We start from the raw sequence: 19,266 nt of genomic DNA, 5'->3' as shown, positions 1-19,266 counted from the left end.
AATCATCAAAAAAGCTTAAAAATATATTTCCCAAATTTCAAAGGAGTGATGGGATGGATTTTCAACGAGATTTACTTGCTTTAGCCATCTATTTTATTGTTTTAATTAGTGTAATGATTCGTTTCAAACAAAACAAATTTAGTAATTTTGCATTGTGGACAGGCATTTTTCTTGTCTTATATTTTTGTGTGATTGAAATTCAAAAGAAAACCTTTTATATTTTGATCCCGCTTTTCTTCTTTTTATTGTTTCGCTATTTTTATATTAAAGAGAAATGCCGCTTACGAAATGGCTGGCTACTGAATCTTGCACTAATAAGTTTTATGGGCTACGTAGCGCTTGTAACCCTTACCGCAAGCTCTTTGATTGGTATGGGTATCTTAGGACTATTAGCACTCTTATTTTTAATGACCATATTGTTTGGTATCTACGCGGCCGTAATCTTCTTGATTGGCAATAGTTTCATTGTCTTACGACACGAATCACGCAAACTGCCTAACTTGTTGACCTTGATTCTGGGTTTGGCGATCGTAGCATTGATTATTTTACGAACGATCGGTCCACGAATACTTCCTGATTGGTCAGTCATTTTGCTTTCGATTCCGACGACGATTGCGTTTTATTTCTTTGTCGTCTTTTGGAATTTTTTATCGATCTCATTGATTTATCAACTCAATAAACCAAAATATAATCAGGATTTTGTGATTGTTTTAGGTGCCGGATTAATCGGTGGTAAAAAAGTCACGCCATTATTGGCCAAACGGATTGATCGTGCAATTCAATTTTACCGCGAACAAAGCGAAAAAACATTATCACCGCCCCAGCTTTTAATGTCTGGTGGACAAGGACCTGATGAAAAGATTCCTGAATCGCAAGCAATGAGAGAATATGCTTTGGAGCAGGGAATTCCAGACGAAGATATTATTATGGAGGCACAATCTACCAATACTCTTGAAAACATGAAGTTTAGTAAAGAAATTATGGAACGTGAAAAACCGAGTGGCTATCACGCAATCTTTACTTCAAATAACTACCACATTTTTAGGGCCGGAATGTATGCCGAAGATGTTGGTTTAAAAATCGACGGTATCGGTTCAAAAACTGCACGCTACTATTTGCCGAATGCTTTTCTTAGAGAATTTATTGCAGTAGCCTTAATGAATAAACGTCTTCATCTGATTGTTTGTGGATTGATTACCGTTGGGTTTGTAGCCTTGGCGATCCTTAATTTTCTTTTTGTCCGATAACTAATATGCTTTTACCCTTCAAGAATCACAAAAAGGCAGCTTCTCCTTATCTTTTAGAGAAGCTGCCTTTATTTCTATTCTGCTCGCAATGCAATTGCAGCATCTTTCTTTGCTGCCATTCTTGCTGGAATATGACCACCGATCATGGTTAATACCGTTGAAACAATGATCAAGATAACGCCGTGAACTGGATTTAATTGCGCAACATTTTCTAATTCAGTCATATTGTATAAAATCGCATTGATTGGAAAAGTTGCCAGGTAGGCAATCAATACGCCAAGTGTTCCAGATGCAACCCCTAAAATACAGGTTTCTGCATCAAATACACGAGTAATATCTTTTTTTCGTGCCCCTAAAGCTTTCAAAACACCAATTTCCTTCGTCCGTTCAATGACTGACGTATAGGTAATAATACCGATCATGATCATGCTGGTCACTAAAGAAATTCCAGCAAAGGCGATCAATACATAAGTGATGGCATCCATCAAACCACCAGTCAATTCAGTCATCGTTCCTGCTAAATCAGTATAGATGATTTTATCTTCTTTTTTCTTTCCTTTGTTGTAATCATCTAAATAGCTCAAGATTTGTTCTTTGTCCTTGTAGTTATTTGGATAGATCATAATACTGCTAGGGATACTATCTCCCCCTAGATAAGCCAATGTACTTTCTTTAGTTGCATCGTCTAATTTTTCATTTGTCATAACGTTTATGTCTGTATCTCTTTGTGCTTTAACAATTTCAGAGTTTTCATTATCTTTAACGATTTTAGAGGTTAGCTCGTTACTATAGGCAATTCCCGGTGCTAAAAGATTCATTGTTGATGATTCCTTCACCCGTAGAATTCCAGAAATTTTCAGTGTGTCATTGTTGGCATTATCATACATCGCTTTGTAATCATTATTAGGAATAAAGTTACCTGTTGGTATTTTTGAATAGTATTCATTGTTATTAATCAACTTAAATTCAGTACCAACGATTTTATCAAAATCTACCTTTTCGTCATCCTTAACGTCAAATCCAAGATTTTTCAACGAATTGATATTGGTACTATTATTCGCATCAACAATCAATACAACGTCTGTATTAGCTTTTGGATAAGCACCAGCCAGCAATTTATAGTTATCCTTTAAGAAATTACCTGAGTCTTTATCTAGCTGTGTTGGAAACGAAGACACACCCATTCCTGTCATACTAGACATCGCACTCATCATTGAAGGACCATTATCTGGCGAATCATTAGATAGTTTTACTGGCTTCACATCGCCATCAATATCACGTAAAAGATTCATACCAACCACACGAGTAAAGCCAATATTATTACTCAATTTAGGATCGATATCATTAATATAATCAACATAATCCTGATTGATTTTATTCGTATGCTGGGCTTTGTCCTCATCACTGATCTTTGCCACAACACTATTTTTCGTGTCTTTATTTGAACCGCTGGCCTTTTCTGAACCGAGTGCCCGATCGCGATTAGCCGATTGATCTGTTGTTGTTTTTGAGATCGTGATTGGATACTTCGCCATAGTCTCAGCTTGCGTGCTATCGATTTGCTTTTGGAATCCACTGGATAGTGAAAGCACAATCCCGATACTGATGATCCCAATACTTGAAGCGAAGGCAGTTAAGAAGGTCCGACCTTTTTTTGTCCGTAAATTATTAAAGGAAAGCTTCAATGCGGTCACGAATTTCATTTTCGTACGTTTTAATTGAAATTGTTCTCCTTTTTTTCCTTCAATATGCGGATGAGAATCATCCATAATCCGACCATCGGAAAATCTGATGGTCCGATCAGCATATTTATCTGCTAATTCAGGGTTATGAGTCACCATGATGACTAATTTCTCTTTCGACAATTCTTGAATTAGATTCATAATTTGCACACTGGTTTCCGTATCTAACGCCCCGGTTGGCTCATCACAAAGTAAAATATCAGGATCGTTCGCCAACGCTCGAGCAATGGCGACCCGCTGCATCTGTCCACCAGAAAGCTGATTAGGCTTCTTATGCATATGATCGGCCAATCCGACTCGTCGTAAAGCGTCCTCTGCTCTTTGTTGTTTCTCTTCTTTTGAAACCCCGCTTAACGTCATACCAAGTTCCACGTTGTCGATGATTCCTAAATGACTAATCAAATTATAGCTTTGAAAAACGAATCCGATGGAGTTATTACGATAAGCATCCCAATCGGCATCCTTAAAGGTTTTAGTTGATTTCCCATCAATCACCATATCACCAGAATCATAGTTATCTAAGCCGCCAATCACATTCAACATAGTCGTCTTACCTGATCCGCTGGCACCTAAAATTGCGACAAATTCTTGCCGCCGAAATGCGACTGATACACCATCTAAAGCCTTGGTTGTCGTATCCCCCACATGATAGTATTTCTTAATGTCTTTTAATTCTAACATTACGTCACCCTTTTCTTTCTGTTTACATCGTAAAGATAGCATGGCATTATTAACTCAAAATGAACAAGAATTCATACTAGGTTCACAGTGATTTGTTACTATTATTAAGCAAAAAGGAAGGTGACGCAAATGAATCGAATACTTATTGTAGAAGATGATGAAAACTTATCATTACTTTATCAATCTGCTTTAAAAAATGAACGCTTCGAGGTATTTCGTGCGATGAATGGTGTAGATGCCTTAAATATTCTAGATAAGCAATTCATTGATCTGATCATCAGCGACATCATGATGCCGGATATGGACGGCTATGAGTTAGCCGAAAGTTTACGAGAAGCAGGCTATGAGTTACCTATTTTATTTATCACAGCTAAGGACTCTTTCGAAGATAAAAAACGTGGCTTTACAATAGGTGTAGATGATTATATGGTTAAGCCAATTGATGTAAACGAGATGATACTGCGGGTGGATGCTTTATTGCGTCGAGCACAAATTGTCCACACAAAAGAATTAGTAGTAGGAAAAACTCGGCTGGACCAAGAAACCTACCAGATCAAAACAACCGACCAAACGGAAACCTTGCCGCAAAAAGAATTTTTATTACTATATAAATTACTGGCTTATCCTAACAAAATTTTTACCCGTCAGCAATTAATGGACGAGATATGGGGCTTGGACTCTGATACTGATGAGCGAACCATCGATGTTCATATCAAACGACTGCGTACTCGCTTGGAAAAAAATTCGGATTTTTCGATTGAAACAATTCGCGGATTAGGCTACAAGGCGGTCATTCACTCATGAGAAAAAAATTATTTTCACAATTATGGATGTACTTCGTTGCGATCACGTTTTTAATGATGGTCGTTGTATTAGCGGTTTTTGTCGGCCTGCTTTTTATAGTCAATCACTACCAGCTGCTGGCACCTGAAAAAGAAGGGCACCTTTTCCCTTTTTATTTCATTATTTTCTTAAGCCTAGTGATTGGCGCTACCCTTTCATTTTTTGTAGGAAAGCGAATCCTTTTACCAATCGGCAATCTAAGGCAAGCGATGAGCAAAGTCTCAAAAGGCGACTTCACTGTACAATTAGACGAACAACAGCAAATGGAAGACGTTGAAGAGCTTTACCATGATTTCAATGTTATGGTAAAAGAATTAAGCAGTATCGAAACATTACGAAATGACTTTGTTTCGACGGTCTCTCATGAATTTAAAACACCGATTGCTACAATCAAGGGTTATGTACAATTATTACAAAATGAGGAATTATCAAAAGAGGAACGGCAAATTTACTTAGAACGAATGCTGGATGGTACACATCAGCTAACACATCTTACCGATAATATTCTAAAACTAAGCAAATTGGAAAACCAAGGCATCGGACTGGATTTCCAATACTTTCGTTTAGATGAACAAATTCGTGAGGTCATTTTATTTCTACAACCAAAATGGGAGCAGCTAAACTTGTCGCTAGATTTGGATCTTCCTTGGACGGAGTATTATGGCAACGAGGAATTTCTTTATCAAGTCTGGCTGAATTTAATGGACAATGCAATTAAATACAGTCGTAAGAACAGCAACATCCGTGTTTATCTAAAAAATGATAACGCTGGGCAAACCATTATGATCAGCGACGAAGGTATAGGCATGACTGAAGATGTCGCCGATCGTATTTTCGACAAATTTTATCAAAGCGATACAAGTCGTAAAACGAAAGGCAACGGCTTAGGTCTAGCTTTAGCAAAGCAAATCATTGAACTACACCATGGAACGATCAAAGTCAACAGTTCACCAAATAAAGGCAGTAATTTTAAAATATTTTTGCCAAGCAACCTAAAAAATTCATAATTAATTGACGTAAAAAACGAATTAATTCATCATTAGTTAATATTTGTCTTGTAAGCTATGAGTAACTTAAAGAAAGGGTGACTCATATGGTGGAGAAACAAAAGGTTACCAAGTCCGTGTACTTTGTCGAAGAAACCCAAAATATCGAGGGCGCATATGTTGAAGTCAACACACTTTTTGTCGCAGATAACCAAGAACAAGCAACCGAGGTCTACGAAAAATTAGTTAAAGAGCAGCCAAAAAAATCCTTTGGCTTATTATTAAATGAATACATCATCAATGCAGATGGCGGTTTTTTTCATAACCTTTTGCAGTCCTGGAAAAATCTACCAGCAGAATTCTATCGAAAAATGCAGGTCCTAACCTATCGACCTATAGCTGAGTACCAAAACTAACAATCAAACAGGAAAAAGAGACACTCTAAAAAAGATTCTTTCTCAAGTTTGAATATGACTGAAAAACTTAGTAATCTATTTGGCTCTTATTGAAGATAAGAACAAATACGTCACTAACTTTTCTCCATACTCAACGTTAAGAAAGAACCCTTACAAGAGTGTCTCATTTTTAAATCATGGACAATAAGAAGATAGCCGCTAATCCAGTAATCACTGAAATAGCCATCGAACGAGTCTTGTATGCTACCCCAGCGACTAAAAACATTGCGATGATCCGTACATTGCCGATCACTTCAAAATGATTTCCGCTGATAAATACATCTTTAAAAACTAAAGCTGCAAATAATGAGATTGGCACATATTTCATCCAATCACTGAACCATTGCGGCACCTGTCGTTGGGAAAAATACAACATCGGAAAAAGACGCGGTAAATAGGAAGCACCAAATAAGCAAAGAATTAGCAATAGCAAAGAAGTATTACTCATGATGAACCTCCCCACCGGTCAGATCGTAATGATCCGGTCCATCATTTTTCTTATGGGCAATTTTCCAAAAACGTTCAACCAAATAGCCGGTTAATGAAGCCAATAAAGTCGCTAAAATCAACCCAAAGGTATTTTTGAAAAGGAGCATGAAAATAATTGCTAAGACGCCAGACAATAAACCAGTGGCTAATAATAGACCATTGCTTAATTGCATCATAAACATAAAAATGAACATGGCTGTCAAAGCAAAATGAACCAAGTCAGTGTCGACATGGATCACAGAACCGAAAATGGTTCCTAAAACTGTACTCCCTGTCCAAGACGCCATCGAAAACCAATTAACATATAACGCTTTCTTACGGTTCCATTCAGGATCAGTAGAATATTTCAAATAGTTGACTGCGTAATTTTCATCATTCATTGATTGTGAAAAAAGCGCAATGAATGATCGTTTTTCTTTTTTAAAAAATTGCGACAAACTGGAACCAAGTAAAGCATAACGTAGCTCCAAGAAGAAAACCATTAGGATAGTAGACACAAATGATGCATGCACACTAATCATTGAGACGACTAAAAATTGTGCGCCTCCTGAAAAAACAAGCATCGACAGTAAGGCTGTTAAGAAGATGTTAAACCCCGCTTTTTGTAAAAGCATACCACATGCCAAACCAACCGGAATGTAACTAAAACAGAGCGGCATCGCCGCGTATAACGCCTCTAACCATGGTGTCCTTTTTTTTACAGGCATGGTAAGTTCTCAATTCCCTTCACGTTCACAGGATAAAAAGCATTTTCATTCTAACACATTCTTTCGAAAAAGAGAGCACCTTTCGAATATCTTCACTCGCTGTTCTTTTTCTTCTAATCATTCGTGAAATAAGCCAATAACATTAATTTATTTTTAACATCCTATCTATTAAAGCCAATAATCCGAATTATATTTCTATCAAAAATAAAATCATTTGTTTTCGGCCGCTAAAAAGAGGAAACTTTTAAATGATTCTTATGAAAAATTCATGTACGTTTTCTGCTATATCAACTTTTTACTAGAAAATTCAAGTGCTGATTGTGAATCGCATAAAATTTTATCTTAATCTGCTGAATAATTAATAAATGAAAATACCTATGATATTGATTATCATTTTTCTGAAAAAATGTGGTAAGATAGTCAGCGAAAAGAGATGAGTAACAAATGACTACTAGTTTTCATGAGAATCGTTCGGTCGGATTGCTATTGACCTTTATTGGCGGAATGATGGATAGTTATACCTATATTCGTTACAGCGCCTTTGCTTCAGCCCAAACGGGGAATATAATTTTAGCAATCATTCAAGCCTACGATCGGCAGTGGAGCATGGTTGGAAAAAAATTGCTTTCCACCCTATTCTTCTTTATCGGAATTCTTTTAGCAAAATTTATGATTGATTATTTCAAAAAGAAGGAAATGCATTTCTGGCGATTATTTCTGCTTTATTTTGAAGCGGTTGTCTTTTTTATAATCAGCCTAGATTTTATACAACCACATCCGGCAATTATTACTATCATGATTGCCTTTACTGCTGCAATTCAATGGGTATCCTTTGATAAAATTAACGGGCTTGCTTATACAAATTTATTTACAACTGGTAATTTAAAAGGGGTCGCAACAAATCTTTACGATTATTTGGCTACCAAAAACTCCGAGGCTAAATCACGCTTTGTGCATTTTCTATTAGTGGTTTTGGCTTTCATCGCTGGTGCGATTGTCTCAGTTTTTTCTTATCGAATGATTGGTACCGATGCGGTCTTGATTATAGCTGGTTTATTCCTATATTTAGCCGTTTCTGAATCGTTCTTGGTATGGCGGTTCCAACGAAATACGAATGCTTTCCAAAAAAAATAACTCTTCAGCGACCTTGCTGAAGAGTTTCTTTGTCTTTAACGATTAATAAAAATGACAAACAGTACCATTCAAACATAGGACCCCCATTACAGTACCTATGGCAATGAGACGCTTATCTAATTTTGTTTCAGGAACAATCCGCCGTAACCCTTGATAAATACAAATTCCTAAGAAACCACCGATAAAATTCATCAGAATATCCGTTACATCGGTCGCCCCCTATTCTTAAGACAAATTGCATTCCTTCAATGAATAGCGAGAATAAAAAGAGAAACGCCAACTTCTTCATGAACGGTAAGCCCTTTGCTGAAATTCCTAGAAGAACTCCTAAAGAATCAATTATCGAACAAAGGCAATCTCGATATCTGCATTACTAGTCCTAACTTCTAACTCTTTTGAACCATTCTTTTGATTGCCTAAATTGTTTGAGGCATTACTTGTTTTTGACGTGATCGAAAAATCTTCTTTATTACCAATAATCGTTCCATTCACCTCTGAATTACTGGTTTCAAGAGAAAGCGATTCCTTCGGTTTCACATTCATTAGATTAATCTTCCCATTTGACGTTTGGAATTCTCCCTCATTAAAATTCAAATCTGAAAGATCCATTTTACCATTGCTCGTTTCAAAGGACCCATCATCAAATTTGAGCTGTGAAAGCTCCACTTTTCCATTGCTGGTTTCTGCATCCACACTATTGGCATCGACATCATTGACAATCATTTTGCTATTGCTAGTTTCCAAATTTAAATTATCCAACACTAAATTTTCTGTTGACAGCTTGCCATTAGACGTTTCAACCTGCAAATCCTTCAACTTAGCTTTTGGCACTTCAATTGTTACTCTAGGACTGCTGTTTCCGAAATTAAAGAAATCAAAATTAAAACCAATACTTCTTTTACGCTCCAAAGTTAAGGTATTATTCGTTTGTTTAATGTTGTATTTGATATCTCTGCTCTTTTTATAGTTGATTCGCGTTCGATTCCCAGACACACCCACAATATCGACCGGCATATTCCGATCATCTACAACCAATTCCCGAACGGGCTTTGTTGTAGTGAATGTCTCATTACTCATGCGATTGTGAACAAACATACTGCTGATACACACTAACGCCGCACCAATTAAAATCAACCCTAAAACTATCTTTTTCATATTTATACCCCTTACCTGTTTTCTTATCTTTATCATAAAGAAGTTTTCAACCGTTTACATGGGACAAAAGACTGATTCTTTCTCATCACTTGTTCCGATTAAATCCAGCTTTGATCTCAATGAAATCTTGAAATAGTTGAAAAAGCTGGAAAAGCATAGCTCGTTCTTCGAAAGACTGGCGACTTTCTGGTAACTTTTTTTGTTGATATCGCTGATCTGTTTCAGCAATCTTCGTTAAAATCTCTGCACCATCGTTGTCCTCTGCTAAAGTCTGAGCAGTAAATTCAAACAGTTCTTGTAGTTCCTGCACATCTTCTGGTTCTGCATCTAGACGATTTAATATCTGCAACATGTCAGATAGGACTTTTAATTGTAAGCGGCGCATCGCAAAATACTCAAAATAGTAGCTATTGCCAGAAAAGAACCTATTCTCTTCATATTCTTGAGCGCGAACTTGAGCTTCTCGAACAAAGTCGCGTAAGGATAAACATTCCTGCCGCAAAAGCTCTTCCTTAGCTGGTTGATTCAGATAGGCGGACATTTGTCCCAGCATTTTTTTCATGGAAACTTCGACGACTGCTTGATCTTCTTGAATTTTTTTCTCCGTATTTGGCATATAAAGATTGGCGGCCAGCGCACAGCCCACCCCAATGATCATCAGTAGGTATTCATTAATGATCAACGGTACAGGCATCTCACCTGCTGCTAAGTAATGTGTGATCAAAACAGAACTAACGGCAATTCCCTCTGCTAAATCAAACTGAATCGACAAGGGGATGAAGAATAATAGATACAAACCGAAGACAATTGGATGAAATCCCAAGAGTGAAAAACAGATAGCCGCAATACTCGTTGCTAATGTTAATGAAAAAAGTCTATTCAGTGCAGTCTTTGCTGTAGAGCGTTTAGTATTTGTGACAGTCAAGATCGTTATGATAGCAGCTGATGCGGCCGACTCTAAGCTTAAACCTCCAGCTAATAATAAAGCGATAGGCGCAGCCACCGCGGTCTTGATCGTACGTAATCCTATTTTCATTTGTGTCCTCCCTTCTTAAAAGCTTACACTAAAGTCACTCAGGAAAAAAGTCGCAACTTGACGAATTATCTTGTATAGTAGATACGTTGTGAAAGTCCAAATGATTTATAGAAGAAAAATTAGTTTATATATACAAAGAAGGAGTGAATAAAATGGAGAGTTGGCTTTTTTTAGGTGTCATTTTACTGATCGCTCTTATTGCGAAAAATCAAAGTTTAATGATCGCGACACTTGCGATACTAGTTCTAAAATTAATTCCCCATTCAGATAAATTTTTATCAATCTTAAACAAACAAGGAATCAACTGGGGTGTTACGCTAATATCAGCAACAATTCTGGTTCCTATCGCTACTGGTGATATTGTCTTAAAAGATTTATTGAACACCTTAAAATCACCGTTGGGCTGGGTCGCAACACTCTGTGGTGTTTTGGTTGCGGTCTTATCTTCAAAAGGGGTTGGATTGATTAATCAATCTCCTGAAGTTACCGTTGCTTTAGTGTTTGGTACGATTATGGGAGTTGTTTTTCTAAAAGGAATAGCCGCTGGACCCGTAATTGCCGCAGGTATCACCTACTGCATCATGCAGGTCATTCAAGTCGTGACAAATCGTTAATTTCTTGAACCCCTAATTCTTTTCTAGCGGAAATAATTAGGGGTTGTTTGTATCTCATAAAAATCTTTTGTAAGATAGAAACAAATGATACTCACCGTCTTCTTCATAATAGTTGCTTTAATACCTACTAGGGGGTGTAATAATGCGAGAAAAATCCCAAGCTGCTCGTTTGCGTCAAATCGTGAAAATCGTTAACCACTACAGCGTCGTTAAAAATATTACTCAACAAAAGAATCCAGAGAAAGTTCGTAAGGCCTTCGAGGAATTAGGACCCACCTTCATCAAAGTGGGGCAAATGATGTCAGTCAGGACAGATATTTTTACCTTAGACTTCACTAAAGAGCTGCGAAAATTACAAGATGACGTGAAAACAGATGATTTTGACTCTGTTAAAGCCTTAGTTGAAAAAGAATTAGAGCTACCTTTAACAGAAATTTTCGAGAGCTTTGATGAACAGCCCTTTGCCTCTGCTTCAATTGCACAAGCGCATCATGCGCGGCTAAAAAAGGGGCAAAAAGTTGTCGCTAAAGTTCAACATCCTGGGATCGCTTCCGAAATCGAGTTAGATCTATCTTTGTTTGAAAAGGCCATACCAATCGCCAATTGGGTTCCAGAAAGCAAAGTCATTGATCTCAAAAATATTTTAAAAGAGATTCGTGTATCCCTACAAAATGAATTGGATTTCCAAAAAGAGCTAGAATTAGCGGAAGAATTTTATCGATTGAACAATGATTGGAAAGAAATTCGAGTTCCTAAAATGGAATCAGCTTACTCTTCTAAAAAAGTCATCGTAATGGAGTTAATGCCTGGGACAAATTTAAAGGAACTAATCAATACGAAGGATGAAAAAATCGTCCAAGGCGAAACAACCTATAAGGAATTAAAAAAGACAATTAGTCAATTATTGATCGAGCATTTTATGAAAGAGGTTTTTGAGGATGGTTTCTTTCATGCTGATCCACACCCAGGTAATCTTCTATTGCAGCTGATGAGCGAGGAAGAAAATCGAAAGGATCAACAGTTGAAAACAAAGGAACGTCAAGGAAAAATTGGCAATATTCCTTATGAGATTACTATTTCCCGCAATGAACAGCTGCGACCCTTTCGTCTGAACGTGATCGACTTTGGAATGATGGGTACTATCAACCACGAGATGCAGGCCAAGATGAGTAATACGATCATTGCCATTTATAGTAAAGACAATCAACGAATTACGAATGCTGTTCACGCTATTTGCAAACAAGTCGGCAGCTTTGATGAGGAGAAATTTACTTATGAGCTAGATGATTTCTTAAATCGTTATTTGAACTTACCTGTCAAAGAAATCGACCTGCAGAAAGTATTTTCTCAAGTAGTGATTATCTGTCATGATAACAATCTACAGATCGATGATTCAGTCACCATGTTGATTAAAGCCTTCGGTACCCTAGAAGGAGTCATCGAGGATCTTAATCCAGATCTCTCTTTATTTGAAGTTGTTGCTCCCTTTGCACAAAAATATTTTCTTCAACAATTGAATCTGAAAGATGAATTGCAAGAAACTGGTTTAGATTACTTAACTTCTCTAAAAGCTTTGCCAAAAATACCTAATCGCACCTTAAATGTACTTGATACGTTTGCTAAAGGTAAGGGCAAGTTAAATTTAGAGCTTAAAAATCAGCATAATTTCTTAGAACGAGCAGAAGCAATGGTCAATCGTTTGGTAATTGGCTTAATTCTTTCCGCTTTGGTTATCGGCTCATCAATTTTGGTCCAGACATCTCCTGAAGGTGATACCTTGATCTCTGATCTTGGTGTCTTTGGCTATTCCGTAGCAGCTCTTTCGATTCTTTTCTTAGTCATTGAAAGTCTCTATCGTCGATACCGTAAATGGAAAGAACGATAACAAGTTTAATTATGTAAGAAGTGGGTTCCTAGCCCACTTCTTTTTTTCAAAAAAAATGCTCTTTCATTTTTTTCCGATTCAATAAAAAAAATGAAAATTTCTAAAAAAAGTTATTATCTCCTTAATTATATTACTTTTATCCACATGTAAAGAGGAAATTTACTATGGCAATAGGCAGATTCTTTTACATAAAAGGGGTGTCATTTTACTATTTGAGTGTAAACAATTTAAAAATATTGAAGTAAGGAGGTACGGTATGAACAAATTTCTCAAAACCATCTTGATTATTTTCTCACTGGTTTTACTTTCCATTTTTCTATCCGTTGTAGCAATCTATTACTTCATCGCTTCAAACCCATTGGACTTTAGCTCACTGCAGCAATTTGTGCTGACAAATCAATATGCTCAGCTCTATTTATTTTGGGTAGCAGCAGCTTTAGCGATCTTAACGGTAATCGGTATCTTCGTAATCATATTCTATCCAAAGAGAGTAACCAAATTCTCCTTGAAAGAAAATCGTGGCGAGTTAGCTCTGGATAAGCGAGCGATCGAAGGGTATGTTCGGACAAGTATCAAACAGGAAGACTTTATGAATAACCCTAAGGTCAATGTAGTGGCGACGAAAAATAGAATTAAAGTAAATGTTCATGGTCAGTTAAAGAAAACTTCTGGTTTAATTGGTCAAACAGATCAATGGGCTAAAAACGTGGAAACAAAACTTCGAGAATTATTAGGTTCTGAAGAAAAAGTTTCAATTAAAGTAAAACTACAGGCAATTGAACCAACATCATCAGAAGCAACGGTAACTCGGCCGCGAGTAGAATAGGAGGAACAGCGATGCAAGAATTTTTAACACGAGACAAACTGCCTATGATCTTTGGTATCCTCGGTTTTATCTTAGCTGTGCTATTCTTTACAATCGGCTTTTTTAAAACGATTTTATTGATTCTGATCACGATCATCGGCGTAGCCATCGGTATCTATTTAAAAAATAATCATATTTTAGATGACTATTTAAAAAAATAGTTACACACATCAGATTACCATGATCTTTTCTTTTGAAAAGAATCATCCATTAACACAATAGGAGGACAAAAGAATGGAAAACACAACAATCAAACCAACAGAACCAAAAAAAGATATTAAAGGTGAATTAACCTATGAAGACAAAGTCATCCAAAAAATTATCGGCATTGCTTTGGAAAATGTAAATGGCTTATTAACTGTAGATGGCGGATTTTTCTCGAACATCAAAGACAAATTAGTCAATAGTGATGATGTAACTTCTGGAATCAGCACAGAGGTTGGCAAACAACAAGTCGCTGTCGATATGGATGTTGTTGTTGAATATGGTAAAGACATCGAAAATATTTATGATCAAATGAAGAAATTGATCTCTGAGGAAGTCAATAAAATGACTCACTTAGATGTAATTGAAGTCAATGTGAACGTCGTAGATATTAAAACTCGCGCAGAATACGAAGAAGACAGCGAGACTGTTCAAGATAAAGTTACTAGTGCCGCTCAAACGACTGGAAGATTCGCCTCAAAACAAACAAATCGTGCAAAAAGTGCTTTGAGCAATCAAACAGACAAAATCAGCGACAATTTAGAATCAGAACCACGCGTTAAATAACTCTTCCCCATTGACTAGCTGAACCTTAGCTAGTCTTTTTGCAGTGCTTCTAGTTGGACTGGCAAAAATTATTCCTAAAAACATGACTTCCTTCGCGATGTTTAGTTGGATGGTAGGCGGAATGAGTATTGGTTCAATTTTTTCAGGTTTTGAAAAAATTGTTTCCTTATAACGAATTAGCCGCGAGTTGCCAGTTCTACTTTTAGCAAGTTAGTGGAATCGTAGACAGGGTTAAAATCAATTGATAAAACAAACGGCCAAGACAATGTTAGTCTTGGCCGTTTGTTTATCTATCCTGATATCCTAAATAGTCCCCATAGGTCGCTGCAGCTTTAGTTCCTTTTACAATTGCCTGACGAACAGCTTCAACCGCTAAAATCGAGACTGCTTCAAAACTAGCATTAATTTGATTTGCCCCTAAAACAAATAAGGTATCACCATCATAGGTTGTATGTGAAGGACGAATCGCCCGCGCAATCCCATTATGACTGATATCCGCTAATTTGTTCATCTTAGCTTTTGGGAAAGTCGCGTTAGTCATCACACAGCCAATCACTGTATTCCCATCAAACAAGGCTGCTTCATTTTGATAATACTCGAGGAACAATTCCTCCGAGAAGCCGATTCGCTGCTCACCTGGTTTACGAGCACCAGCGATTATCTTTCCAACTTCTTCGTCAAAAACATCTCCTACAGCATTGACAGCAATCACTGCGGTTACCCATAAATTTCCATGTGCAATCGTATGAAGTCCGATCCCGCCTTTCATAGCGTTTTTTGCACCATTGATCGTTCCGACACTGCAGCCTGTTCCAGCACCATAATTTCCCGCTTGAAATGGCTGATCGTTAAATGCTGCTTCACACGCTTGGCGTCCGGCTTGATAATTTGGTCGAACATCTGAACGACCGATTCGTAAATCAAATAAACTCGCACCAACAACATTAGGTACAAAGGTGATTCCCATATCTCGTCCGATTTTGTTTTCTTCTAAAAAATCCACAACTCCAGCATTCGCGGCTAAACCAAAAGCACTGCCGCCAGATAATGTCACGCCATGGACAAATTTTCGATTATTCTCAGATTTCAAAGCGTCTGTATCCCGTGTGTTCGGTGATCCCCCTCGTACAGAAACGCCACCTGTAACTCCATCTTTGCAAAGAATTACTGTGCAGCCCGTCATCGCTTCAGAATCGGTATATTGCCCAATATGAAAAAAATTTTGATATGCTTCCATCTTGTCCTCCAAAGATATTTTCTCTAATTCTAGCGATTCCCATAAAAGAAAACAACCGCCTGCTATAGACGGTTAATTACTTCATCGACATTTTTGATTGTCACAGAGATCGTACCGTCAGGATTGTTAATAAATTCGATTAACTCTGGATTACGATAAACATCCAATGGCACAATCAATTCAATTCCATTCGATAATTTTAATTTTTGTTTGCCATATTTTTTTTCAGTGATCTCACGGACTTCTCTCAACAATGGCGCTTGATCCACATAGCCTTTTTCAACGACTTCTTCTTGAAACGCAACTTGAGCTGAAACATTGTCTTTGAAAACCTTTTGCGCCACAACTTTAGCATCAATCTGTCCGCTTTCTTCTACAATATCGTAAACAGCTTCTTTCACGTCAGCGATTACATCATGTTTTTGATTTTCAAACTTTGCCCCAATTTTTTCCGCAACCTTCTTAATCACTCGAACATTTTCTTCCAATGATGGTGCGGGACGACTTTCGATCACTTGCGTTGAAAAGTATAAACGCTTTTCTCCTGAAAATGGGTATTTTTTTTCGATCATTTCATAACTCAGATTGCTCAGATTAACTACAATGCCTTCATCGGCTTTTTGTGTCTTACCCGAAAGCAACGCACGATGAATGATCAATTCATTTTTCAAGCCAGTATCGTCTGAATCTACGATATGAGTATAACCTTCATGGTAATTCACTTTTAGAAAGGCCAAATATAGTTGAGTGTCTTCTTCGTATAACACGACAAAGGCATCCGCACTTGGTGCTTCCTCACTTTCTTTATAAGCTTCATACCAGCGCGTCACAATTTTTTCACTAGCGGGTAAAAAATCATGTTCTGCTTGTTGGCTTAATAATGCAAATGTTGAATCCTCTGCTAGCGTTCCTGTTTTGGTTTGGGCGGAAGATAACTTTTGAATTTTTTTTATCAAATACTCACGAACGTATTCTTTTGTTAAATCTAATTCACTCTGACTATAAATCGGATCCCCTGATTCGCGATCCACAATGTGAAGTGCAGCTTTTTTTAAATAAATATCCATAAGTTCCCTGCTTTCTAAAATTGAGACTTTTAATTCTTTCTATGAGCTAAAAAAGCCAGCTTATTTTTAAAGTAACTGCGTAAAACAGTATTGCCAACCTGACTATCATACACAGGAAAAAGGGAAAATAGCAACTATTGTTTTAATAAAAGTTCCCTAGTTGCTTATAGGTATCAAAAAAGCTGGGAAAATTCCAGCTTTTTTAATACCTATCTTGTTTTAATAATATTGATGATTTTTTTCTTGGATCTGCTGTTTAACCAAGTTCATAAATTCGAGCTTGGTCATTTGCTTGATTTTATCGCTGCCATGTTTACGAACCGCAAATGTTCCTTCTTTTATTTCCCTGTCGCCAATTACCAAGATGTAAGGAATTTTCCGTAATTCAGCCTCACGGATTTTTTTGCCTAATTTTTCATTTCGCAAATCTTTCTCTACACGAATACCTGCGGCATGAAACTCTTGAAATAGTTCTTCTACACCAGACTCATGAGGCGGAGCTACATTGATAAGTGCGACTTGCTTCGGAGCTAACCAGAAGGGAAATGCTCCTGCATAATGCTCGATCAAGATACCTAAGAAACGATCCAATGAACCAAAAACCGCACGATGAATCATCACTGGCTGAGCCTCCTGATTATCTTCATCAACATAAGTCAGATCAAATTTTTCTGGCATTTGAAAGTCTAATTGCACGGTGGCGCATTGATGGCTTCGGTTTAAGGCATCTTTGATATGAATATCGATCTTCGGTCCATAAAATGCGCCATCGCCTTCATTGATATTGTATTTATAGCCAAGATCAGTCAATACTTTTCCTAAGGATGCTTCTGCTTCATCCCATAACTCAATTTCACCCATAAAGTCATCTGGGCGCGTCGAAAGCTCGACACCATATTCAAAGCCAAAAATCTTGTAAACCTCATCAATAATTTTCAAGGCCAAGGCGATTTCTTGTTCGATTTGATTCCGTCGTACAAAAATATGAGCATCATCTTGACAGAAGGTCCGAACTCTCAATAATCCGTTCAAAGCACCACTGAATTCATGACGGTGGACTTGGCCAAACTCTGCCATCCGCATCGGTAAATCACGATATGATCGTTTGCGATCCTTGAAGATCAAGCAATGACCAGGACAATTCATTGGTTTTAATGCATAATCTTCATCTGCAACCTTCGTGAAGTACATATTATTTTTATAATGATCCCAATGCCCTGAACGTTCCCACAATCGTTGATTCAAGATCAATGGTGTTTTAACTTCTTTATAATCATATTTTGCCTGCAATTCTCGTAAGAATCTCTGCAATTCATTCCGAATAGTCAAGCCATTTTCCAAGTAGAAAGGCATCCCAGGAGCTTCTTCAGAAAACATAAATAAATCAAGCTCTTTCCCTAATTTCTGATGACTGCGTTTTTCTGACTCTTCCAGATAATCTAAGTGAGCAAGGAGCTGTGACTTCTCAGCAAAAACAACTCCCATGACCCGTTGCAGCATTTCGTTTTCCGGGTTTCCTTGCCAGTAAGCGCCAGAAACTTTTAATAATGAAAAATATTGCGCTGTCGCTAATTCAAGCGCCATCGGTTCAAGGAAAAATTCTGTTACATTACCGAAAGAATAAACAAAGACTTGCTGATCTGCCATTAACTCAGCCAGCGCAAATAGCTTCAACTCATTGTCTTTAAAGATTTCTCTTGCTTCGGACACACTTACTGTTGTACTTTCAATCGAGGCCCCTACTTTAATTTGCTTTTTGATATGGTGCTCCAAATCTTTTAAGATCAATGCACTCAGTGGCTGATTCACACGTAAATCGACCCAAACTGTTTGCTCATCACGTTGAGCCTTAGCAAAAAGAGCTTCCGGATAAAGCGTCTTGATCGCCTCTTCCAGCAGGAGGCTAACAAGCTGACAAATTGCCGTAGTTCCTTCAGGAGAAGAACAATCATAAAAAGCGATTTCAGCATTATCTTTCACTGGAGTTGCTAAATCAACCAACTCGCCATCAATACTACCGACGACTGCTTCTTCCATCAGCTGATTTTTTATCTCGAATAAGGTGGTATATTTTGTCACCTTTTGTTTGCTTCCATCTGGTAAAACAATTTCGATTTCTTTTGACATCCAACTCAACTCCGATCCGCTTTTTCATAATATTCTTTCCTGCGTACCTTTTCTAATTAATTTTAACAAAAGGCCTGAAGGGTTTTCAATAAAAAAACGTCCCTATAAAAAATAGGGACGTGAATAGACGTGTTACCACCCAAGTTCCCAAAAAGTGTAGACTTTCTGGCTTGTAAGATAGATAACGGGTATCACCCGGACCGTTTGCGGCCGCTCAAAGGGAGT

General features: G+C 37.4%; 18 protein-coding genes. 10 read left to right on the top strand and 8 right to left on the bottom strand.

Features of this window, described 5'->3' with window-relative positions:
• The first annotated feature begins 53 nt into the window (after nucleotides 1-53).
• The gene (locus IGI52_RS18280) at nucleotides 54-1,247 is read left to right on the top strand and encodes a YdcF family protein (protein ID WP_144325377.1); all 1,194 of its coding nucleotides are present in this window, start codon (nucleotides 54-56) and stop codon (nucleotides 1,245-1,247) included.
• A gap of 74 nt (nucleotides 1,248-1,321) precedes the next feature.
• Here the strand turns inward: IGI52_RS18280 and IGI52_RS18275 are convergent, their stop codons facing one another.
• Nucleotides 1,322-3,670: an ABC transporter ATP-binding protein/permease gene (locus IGI52_RS18275; RefSeq protein ID WP_048719442.1), complete on the bottom strand. Its 2,349-nt coding sequence runs from the start codon at nucleotides 3,668-3,670 to the stop codon at nucleotides 1,322-1,324.
• Nucleotides 3,671-3,799: 129 nt separating this feature from the next.
• Between IGI52_RS18275 and IGI52_RS18270 the strand changes: the two genes are divergently transcribed.
• From IGI52_RS18270 to IGI52_RS18260, 3 genes are all read left to right on the top strand, one after another.
• On the top strand, nucleotides 3,800-4,474 hold the full coding sequence (locus tag IGI52_RS18270) for a response regulator transcription factor (RefSeq protein WP_102872372.1): 675 nt from the start codon (nucleotides 3,800-3,802) through the stop codon (nucleotides 4,472-4,474).
• Nucleotides 4,471-5,520 (top strand): sensor histidine kinase, encoded by a 1,050-nt coding sequence (locus IGI52_RS18265; RefSeq protein WP_144325379.1) that lies wholly within the window; start codon nucleotides 4,471-4,473, stop codon nucleotides 5,518-5,520. Before IGI52_RS18270 ends, IGI52_RS18265 begins: the two co-directional genes overlap by 4 nt.
• 86 nt (nucleotides 5,521-5,606) lie before the next feature.
• Nucleotides 5,607-5,915 carry a hypothetical protein gene (locus IGI52_RS18260; RefSeq protein ID WP_102872371.1) on the top strand — a complete coding sequence of 103 codons (309 nt, stop codon included), beginning with the start codon at nucleotides 5,607-5,609 and terminating at the stop codon, nucleotides 5,913-5,915.
• 169 nt (nucleotides 5,916-6,084) lie between these two features.
• Here IGI52_RS18260 and IGI52_RS18255 read toward each other — a convergent pair whose 3' ends face one another.
• Together IGI52_RS18255 and IGI52_RS18250 are read right to left on the bottom strand one after the other, a co-directional pair.
• Nucleotides 6,085-6,402: an AzlD domain-containing protein gene (locus tag IGI52_RS18255; protein WP_016180927.1), complete on the bottom strand. Its 318-nt coding sequence runs from the start codon at nucleotides 6,400-6,402 to the stop codon at nucleotides 6,085-6,087.
• Nucleotides 6,395-7,150 carry an AzlC family ABC transporter permease gene (locus tag IGI52_RS18250; RefSeq protein ID WP_144325381.1) on the bottom strand — a complete coding sequence of 252 codons (756 nt, stop codon included), beginning with the start codon at nucleotides 7,148-7,150 and terminating at the stop codon, nucleotides 6,395-6,397. The genes IGI52_RS18255 and IGI52_RS18250 overlap by 8 nt, the downstream gene beginning before the upstream one ends.
• 444 nt (nucleotides 7,151-7,594) lie before the next feature.
• Between IGI52_RS18250 and IGI52_RS18245 the strand changes: the two genes are divergently transcribed.
• The gene (locus IGI52_RS18245; protein ID WP_144325383.1) at nucleotides 7,595-8,284 is read left to right on the top strand and encodes a YoaK family protein; all 690 of its coding nucleotides are present in this window, start codon (nucleotides 7,595-7,597) and stop codon (nucleotides 8,282-8,284) included.
• 339 nt (nucleotides 8,285-8,623) lie between these two features.
• Here the strand turns inward: IGI52_RS18245 and IGI52_RS18240 are convergent, their stop codons facing one another.
• Nucleotides 8,624-9,439 carry a DUF4097 family beta strand repeat-containing protein gene (locus IGI52_RS18240; RefSeq protein ID WP_144325385.1) on the bottom strand — a complete coding sequence of 272 codons (816 nt, stop codon included), beginning with the start codon at nucleotides 9,437-9,439 and terminating at the stop codon, nucleotides 8,624-8,626.
• Between the two features lie 85 nt (nucleotides 9,440-9,524).
• On the bottom strand, nucleotides 9,525-10,475 hold the full coding sequence (locus tag IGI52_RS18235; protein ID WP_144325387.1) for an aromatic acid exporter family protein: 951 nt from the start codon (nucleotides 10,473-10,475) through the stop codon (nucleotides 9,525-9,527).
• A 152-nt stretch (nucleotides 10,476-10,627) separates the two neighbouring features.
• Between IGI52_RS18235 and IGI52_RS18230 the strand changes: the two genes are divergently transcribed.
• The 5 genes from IGI52_RS18230 (at nucleotide 10,628) to IGI52_RS18210 (ending at nucleotide 14,610) form a co-directional block, all read left to right on the top strand.
• Nucleotides 10,628-11,089 (top strand): DUF441 domain-containing protein, encoded by a 462-nt coding sequence (locus IGI52_RS18230; protein ID WP_144325389.1) that lies wholly within the window; start codon nucleotides 10,628-10,630, stop codon nucleotides 11,087-11,089.
• A gap of 142 nt (nucleotides 11,090-11,231) precedes the next feature.
• A complete protein-coding gene (locus IGI52_RS18225; protein ID WP_185937795.1) occupies nucleotides 11,232-12,974 on the top strand; it encodes an ABC1 kinase family protein in 1,743 nt (580 codons plus the stop codon).
• A 256-nt stretch (nucleotides 12,975-13,230) separates the two neighbouring features.
• The gene (amaP, locus tag IGI52_RS18220) at nucleotides 13,231-13,800 is read left to right on the top strand and encodes an alkaline shock response membrane anchor protein AmaP (RefSeq protein ID WP_185937797.1); all 570 of its coding nucleotides are present in this window, start codon (nucleotides 13,231-13,233) and stop codon (nucleotides 13,798-13,800) included.
• An 11-nt stretch (nucleotides 13,801-13,811) separates the two neighbouring features.
• On the top strand, nucleotides 13,812-14,000 hold the full coding sequence (locus tag IGI52_RS18215; RefSeq protein ID WP_016180936.1) for a DUF2273 domain-containing protein: 189 nt from the start codon (nucleotides 13,812-13,814) through the stop codon (nucleotides 13,998-14,000).
• 73 nt (nucleotides 14,001-14,073) lie between these two features.
• On the top strand, nucleotides 14,074-14,610 hold the full coding sequence (locus IGI52_RS18210; RefSeq protein ID WP_016180937.1) for an Asp23/Gls24 family envelope stress response protein: 537 nt from the start codon (nucleotides 14,074-14,076) through the stop codon (nucleotides 14,608-14,610).
• A 286-nt stretch (nucleotides 14,611-14,896) separates the two neighbouring features.
• Here IGI52_RS18210 and IGI52_RS18205 read toward each other — a convergent pair whose 3' ends face one another.
• From IGI52_RS18205 to thrS, 3 genes are all read right to left on the bottom strand, one after another.
• Complete coding sequence (locus IGI52_RS18205; protein WP_144325395.1) at nucleotides 14,897-15,847, bottom strand: P1 family peptidase; 951 nt, start codon at nucleotides 15,845-15,847, stop codon at nucleotides 14,897-14,899.
• 62 nt (nucleotides 15,848-15,909) lie between these two features.
• The gene (locus IGI52_RS18200) at nucleotides 15,910-16,914 is read right to left on the bottom strand and encodes a nucleoid-associated protein (protein ID WP_102872360.1); all 1,005 of its coding nucleotides are present in this window, start codon (nucleotides 16,912-16,914) and stop codon (nucleotides 15,910-15,912) included.
• Nucleotides 16,915-17,133: 219 nt separating this feature from the next.
• Nucleotides 17,134-19,041, bottom strand: coding sequence for a threonine--tRNA ligase (gene thrS, locus IGI52_RS18195; RefSeq protein ID WP_144325397.1), 1,908 nt, complete (start codon nucleotides 19,039-19,041; stop codon nucleotides 17,134-17,136).
• Nucleotides 19,042-19,266: the final 225 nt, after the last annotated feature.

The organism is Enterococcus sp. DIV0187, assembly GCF_051713785.1.
Lineage (GTDB): Bacteria > Bacillota > Bacilli > Lactobacillales > Enterococcaceae > Enterococcus_A > Enterococcus_A avium.
Note: the sequence above shows the minus strand (reverse complement) of the source record. Positions and strands in the feature narration are given on the sequence as shown.

What these genes read in the sequence shown, in the direction of transcription:
- IGI52_RS18245 (WP_144325383.1), top strand. Translation starts at nt 7,595, where the DNA reads ATGACTACTAGTTTTCATGAGAATCGTTCGGTCGGATTGCTATTGACC.
- amaP (WP_185937797.1), top strand. Translation starts at nt 13,231, where the DNA reads ATGAACAAATTTCTCAAAACCATCTTGATTATTTTCTCACTGGTTTTA.
- IGI52_RS18210 (WP_016180937.1), top strand. Translation starts at nt 14,074, where the DNA reads ATGGAAAACACAACAATCAAACCAACAGAACCAAAAAAAGATATTAAA.
- IGI52_RS18200 (WP_102872360.1), bottom strand. Translation starts at nt 16,914, where the DNA reads ATGGATATTTATTTAAAAAAAGCTGCACTTCACATTGTGGATCGCGAA.
- IGI52_RS18205 (WP_144325395.1), bottom strand. Translation starts at nt 15,847, where the DNA reads ATGGAAGCATATCAAAATTTTTTTCATATTGGGCAATATACCGATTCT.
- IGI52_RS18225 (WP_185937795.1), top strand. Translation starts at nt 11,232, where the DNA reads ATGCGAGAAAAATCCCAAGCTGCTCGTTTGCGTCAAATCGTGAAAATC.
- IGI52_RS18255 (WP_016180927.1), bottom strand. Translation starts at nt 6,402, where the DNA reads ATGAGTAATACTTCTTTGCTATTGCTAATTCTTTGCTTATTTGGTGCT.
- IGI52_RS18280 (WP_144325377.1), top strand. Translation starts at nt 54, where the DNA reads ATGGATTTTCAACGAGATTTACTTGCTTTAGCCATCTATTTTATTGTT.
- IGI52_RS18270 (WP_102872372.1), top strand. Translation starts at nt 3,800, where the DNA reads ATGAATCGAATACTTATTGTAGAAGATGATGAAAACTTATCATTACTT.
- IGI52_RS18230 (WP_144325389.1), top strand. Translation starts at nt 10,628, where the DNA reads ATGGAGAGTTGGCTTTTTTTAGGTGTCATTTTACTGATCGCTCTTATT.
- IGI52_RS18215 (WP_016180936.1), top strand. Translation starts at nt 13,812, where the DNA reads ATGCAAGAATTTTTAACACGAGACAAACTGCCTATGATCTTTGGTATC.
- IGI52_RS18265 (WP_144325379.1), top strand. Translation starts at nt 4,471, where the DNA reads ATGAGAAAAAAATTATTTTCACAATTATGGATGTACTTCGTTGCGATC.
- IGI52_RS18250 (WP_144325381.1), bottom strand. Translation starts at nt 7,150, where the DNA reads ATGCCTGTAAAAAAAAGGACACCATGGTTAGAGGCGTTATACGCGGCG.
- thrS (WP_144325397.1), bottom strand. Translation starts at nt 19,041, where the DNA reads ATGTCAAAAGAAATCGAAATTGTTTTACCAGATGGAAGCAAACAAAAG.
- IGI52_RS18235 (WP_144325387.1), bottom strand. Translation starts at nt 10,475, where the DNA reads ATGAAAATAGGATTACGTACGATCAAGACCGCGGTGGCTGCGCCTATC.
- IGI52_RS18240 (WP_144325385.1), bottom strand. Translation starts at nt 9,439, where the DNA reads ATGAAAAAGATAGTTTTAGGGTTGATTTTAATTGGTGCGGCGTTAGTG.
- IGI52_RS18275 (WP_048719442.1), bottom strand. Translation starts at nt 3,670, where the DNA reads ATGTTAGAATTAAAAGACATTAAGAAATACTATCATGTGGGGGATACG.
- IGI52_RS18260 (WP_102872371.1), top strand. Translation starts at nt 5,607, where the DNA reads ATGGTGGAGAAACAAAAGGTTACCAAGTCCGTGTACTTTGTCGAAGAA.